3 protein-coding genes are annotated in these 3,964 nt (G+C 71.6%); 2 read left to right on the forward strand and 1 reads right to left on the reverse strand.

Features of this window, described 5'->3' with window-relative positions; genetic code table 11:
- On the forward strand, positions 1-1,481 hold a 1,481-nt coding region (locus ABT367_RS41070), incomplete at its 5' end, for a TIGR03767 family metallophosphoesterase (RefSeq protein WP_352259047.1).
- A gap of 117 nt (positions 1,482-1,598) precedes the next feature.
- On the forward strand, positions 1,599-2,852 hold the full coding sequence (locus tag ABT367_RS41075) for a serine hydrolase domain-containing protein (RefSeq protein ID WP_434975655.1): 1,254 nt from the start codon (positions 1,599-1,601) through the stop codon (positions 2,850-2,852).
- Between the two features lie 197 nt (positions 2,853-3,049).
- Here the strand turns inward: ABT367_RS41075 and ABT367_RS41080 are convergent.
- Positions 3,050-3,964, reverse strand: a 915-nt coding sequence (locus ABT367_RS41080; protein ID WP_352259050.1) for a hypothetical protein, incomplete at its 5' end; no start/stop codon positions are given.

Genomic DNA, 3,964 nt, shown 5'->3' on the forward strand with positions numbered 1-3,964 from the left:
GGCTCGGCAGCGGGCCCGCCTGGCCGCGCGTCACCCGCGGTGAGATGGCCGGCGCCAAGAAGGGCCGCGACGCCCGCCGCCGGGCGCTCGCCGCGTTCGTGCAGTTCACCGATCTGCACATCGTCGACACCCAGCACCCCAACCGCTACGAGTTCCTGCGCGCCGAGACCGCGAGCGCCTGGCGCCCCCAGGAGGCCCTCTCCGTACAGGGCGCGGTGTCGCTGGTGGAGCGCGTCAACGCCCTCAGGGGCGCGCCCGCCACCGGTGCGCCCCTGAGCTTCGTCATGACCACCGGCGACAACACGGACAACAACTCGCGCGCCGAACTCGACTGGTTCCTCAAGGCGTTGAGCGGCGGCACGATCGTCCCCAACTCCGGCGACCCGCGCCGCTACGAGGGCGTCCAGGACAGTGGCCTCCCCCTCTACTGGCACCCCGACGCCGACCTGCGGGACGCCGACAAGAAGGCCGGCTTCCCCCGTATCGACGGCTTCCTCGACGCGGTGATCGGCGCGGTCCGCAGCCCCGGACTCAACGTTCCCTGGTACTCCACGGTCGGCAACCACGACTCGCTGCCCGGCGGGTGCTTCGCGGGCGACGGCTGGTTCCACGAGTTCGCCGTCGGCGACCGCAAGCTGATGGAGCTCGATCCGTCCGAGGGCGCCCGCTTCTGGAAGGCGATACGGGCCGGGGACGACCCAAAGGGCGACAACTTCAAGGAGCTGATCCGCACCCACCGCGGCAAGCTGCGCGCGATCACCCCGGACTCCGCCCGCGCCCCCTTCACCCAAGCCGACTACCTCAAGGCGCACCTCGACCCCGTGTACGCGGGTCCGGGCCCCATCGGCCACGGCTACACGCAGGCCAACCTCGCCTCGGCGACCCAGTACTACACCTTCGACATCGCCGACGACGTCCTCGGCATCAGTCTCGACACCACCAACTCCGGTGGCCACTACGAGGGTTCGATCGGCACCGAGCAGTGGAACTGGATGGAGCGCACCCTGAAGCAGGTGGCGAAGGACGGCCGCTACGCCCTCGTCTTCAGCCACCACACGAGCACGTCCATGCGCAACACCCGCCCCGACCCCGCCCGCCCGCGCGAGGCCCGCCACGGCGGCCAGGAGCTCGTCGGGCTCCTCAAGCGCCACCCTCGGGTCCTGGCCTGGGTGAACGGACACAGCCACCGGAACAGGATCCGTCCGCGCGGCACGTTCTGGGAGATCACCACGGCCTCCCATATCGACTATCCGCAACTGGCCCGGGTGATCGAGATCGCCGACAACAAGGACGGCACGCTCTCCCTGTTCACCACGCTCATCGAGTCCTCGGCACCGCACCGCACGTCCTTCGACGACCTCACCCAGACGGGTCTCGCGTCCCTGTACCGCGAGCTGTCGTTCAACTCCCCCGGCCGCAACCCGGAGTTGCTCGGCGAGGCGTACGACCGCAACACGGAGCTGGTGCTGCCCAAGCGCTGACAGCGTTCCCCGAAGGGCCGGTTCTCGCTCAACCCTGTCACCGGCCCTCAACTGGCGTGCCCCGCGCGCGGTCCTGCCTTGCGACAGCAGCGGGTGCGACGGGAGAGGCTGAAACGGATGACGGTACGAGTGGTGCGTTCCGTGAGGACAGGTGTGACCGGTGCGCTGGTGGCCGCGGCGGTGACGGCTACGCTCCTGGCCACGCCGGCCGACGCGGCGGGCGCGAGGGCCGGGACCTCGGGCGCGAGGGCTGGGACCTCGGGAGCGGTGGCTGGGACCTCGGGAGCGGTGGCTGAGGCGCCGGACACGGGGGCCGGGGTGCTCGGCGCGGACTCCGGCCGGCGACATGCGAAGACCCGGGCGGCGCTGGACGCGGCCGTCGCGGCGGGGGTGCCCGGTGCGACGGCGCGGGTGGACGACAAGTACGGGGTGTGGAAGGCCACTTCGGGTCTCGGTGACCTGACCACCGGCGCGCCCCGAGGCGGCCACGACCGCTACCGCGTCGGCTCGGTCACCAAGACCTTCGTCGCCACGGTCCTGCTCCAACTCCAGGGCGAGGACCGGATCGACCTGGACGACCCGGTGGAGCGGTGGCTGCCCGGGCTCGTGCGCGGTGAGGGCTACGACGCCCGGCGCATCACGGTGCGCCACCTGCTCAACCACACCAGCGGGATCTTCGACTTCCTCGAGGACCGGCGGTTCGCCGACACCTACCTCGACGAGGACTTCCTGGACCACCGCTACGACAGCTTCACCCCGGAGCAGCTCGTCGCCACGGGGGTGCGCAACAAGGCCCGCTTCGACCCGGGCGAGGGCTGGGACTACTCCAACACCAACTACGTACTTGCCGCGCTGATCATCGAGGAGGTCACCGGCCGCTCGTACGGCGAAGAGATCCGGCGGCGCATCATCAAGCCCCTCGGTCTGCGCGCCACTTCCGTCCCCGGCACCGAACCGACGCTCCCCGAGCCCAGCTCGCGCGCGTACGCCACGCTCGGCAGCCCCGACGGCACGCTCCACGACGTCACCGAACTCAACCCGAGCGGCTCCTTCGGCTCAGGCGAGATGATCTCCGACTCCCGCGATCTCACGCGCTTCTACAGCGCGCTGCTGCGTGGCCGCCTGCTTCCGCGGGAGCAGCTCGCCGAGATGATGCCCACGGTGCCGGCCCGTCCGGGCGCGGACTACGGGCTGGGTCTGCAACGGTGGCGTACGTCCTGCGGCACACCGGTCTGGGGGCACGGCGGCGAGATCCACGGCTCGGTGTCCGTGGCCCTCACCTCGCCCGACGGCCGCCACTCGCTCGCCTTCAACTTCAACGGGGAAGGCGACTGGCAGCCGGTGGCGAACGCCGAGTTCTGCGGAAGGTGACCTCGGGCGGCCACGTGGCTCCGGGCGGCGACGTGACTTCGGGCAGCACGTGATTTCGGACAGCACGTGACTCCGGGGGCACAGTCCTGAGGGGCACATGCCCCCGGACATGCGGGGGCGTGTGCCCCCGGACATGCGGAGGGGGCGGACCCACCCCTGGGATCCGCCCCCTCCGCTCCCCTCCTCGGCCGCCTTGCTCAGCGCGGCAGCACCACCACGTACGCCGCCGGCTCCCGGTCGGTCGACGCCATCAGTGCCGTACGGACCACCGCGGCCTGCTGCTCCAGGGAATCCCTGAGCTTGCGTGGCGTGATGTGCACGACGGTGATCCCGAGCCGCTCCAAGTGCTCGCGTTTGCGGGCGTATTCGGACCAGAGGGCGTCGTCGTCCTGGCGCGGAGCCCGGGTGTCCAGCTCGACGGCCACGGCCTGATCGGGCCAGTACGCGTCCACGCCGCCCAGGTGCGGACCGCCCGGCAGCCGCAGGTCCACGTTCCACAGCGGGTCCGGCAGGCCGAACTCGGCGACCATCCGGAACAACCGGTCCTCGGCGATCGCCCGCCCCTCGGCGAGCAGCGAATCCACGGCGTCGACCACGTGCGGCCGGCTGAGCAGCCTGGCGTGGTTCAACTCCCGTACGATCGCGGCCGGTTCGCAGTGCCCGCCCCGCACCGCCTCCATCAAAAGCCGTCGCACGGCGCCCGCGTCATCGAGCTGACCGACCGCGTCGGCCAGCGCGCGCGGCACGGGGGCCACCGGCAGACCGGTCACGTCCTGCGGCTGCGGCATCGCGTGCGTCCGTACGATCCGCGCGAAACTCACGGCCCGCAGCCGCCGCGTCCTGGGCACCAGGACATCGATGCGGTCGAGCGAGAGCAGCGGGGGAGCGGCCGAAAACCCGTGCAGGGTCAGGGCCGCGAGTCCGGTGATCGCCACGTCCTCGTACGCGAACGACGCACTGTGGACCGGGACTTCGGACTTCCGCCGGTACGAGGAGGGGTGGGCGGCCATGGACCGCCGCTCATCCGCCGAGCGTTCGACGGGCGGCCGGGCCGCGGGCGGCAGGGAGGCCGCGGCGGCCGATTCCGCGGATTGCCGGGGCATCTTCAGCGT

This window comes from Streptomyces mesophilus (genome assembly GCF_040300965.1).
Classification (GTDB): domain Bacteria; phylum Actinomycetota; class Actinomycetes; order Streptomycetales; family Streptomycetaceae; genus Streptomyces; species Streptomyces mesophilus_A.

Bases quoted from the DNA above. Each gene is read 5' to 3' on its own strand.
- ABT367_RS41075 (WP_434975655.1), top strand. From the start codon at position 1,599: ATGACGGTACGAGTGGTGCGTTCCGTGAGGACAGGTGTGACCGGTGCG.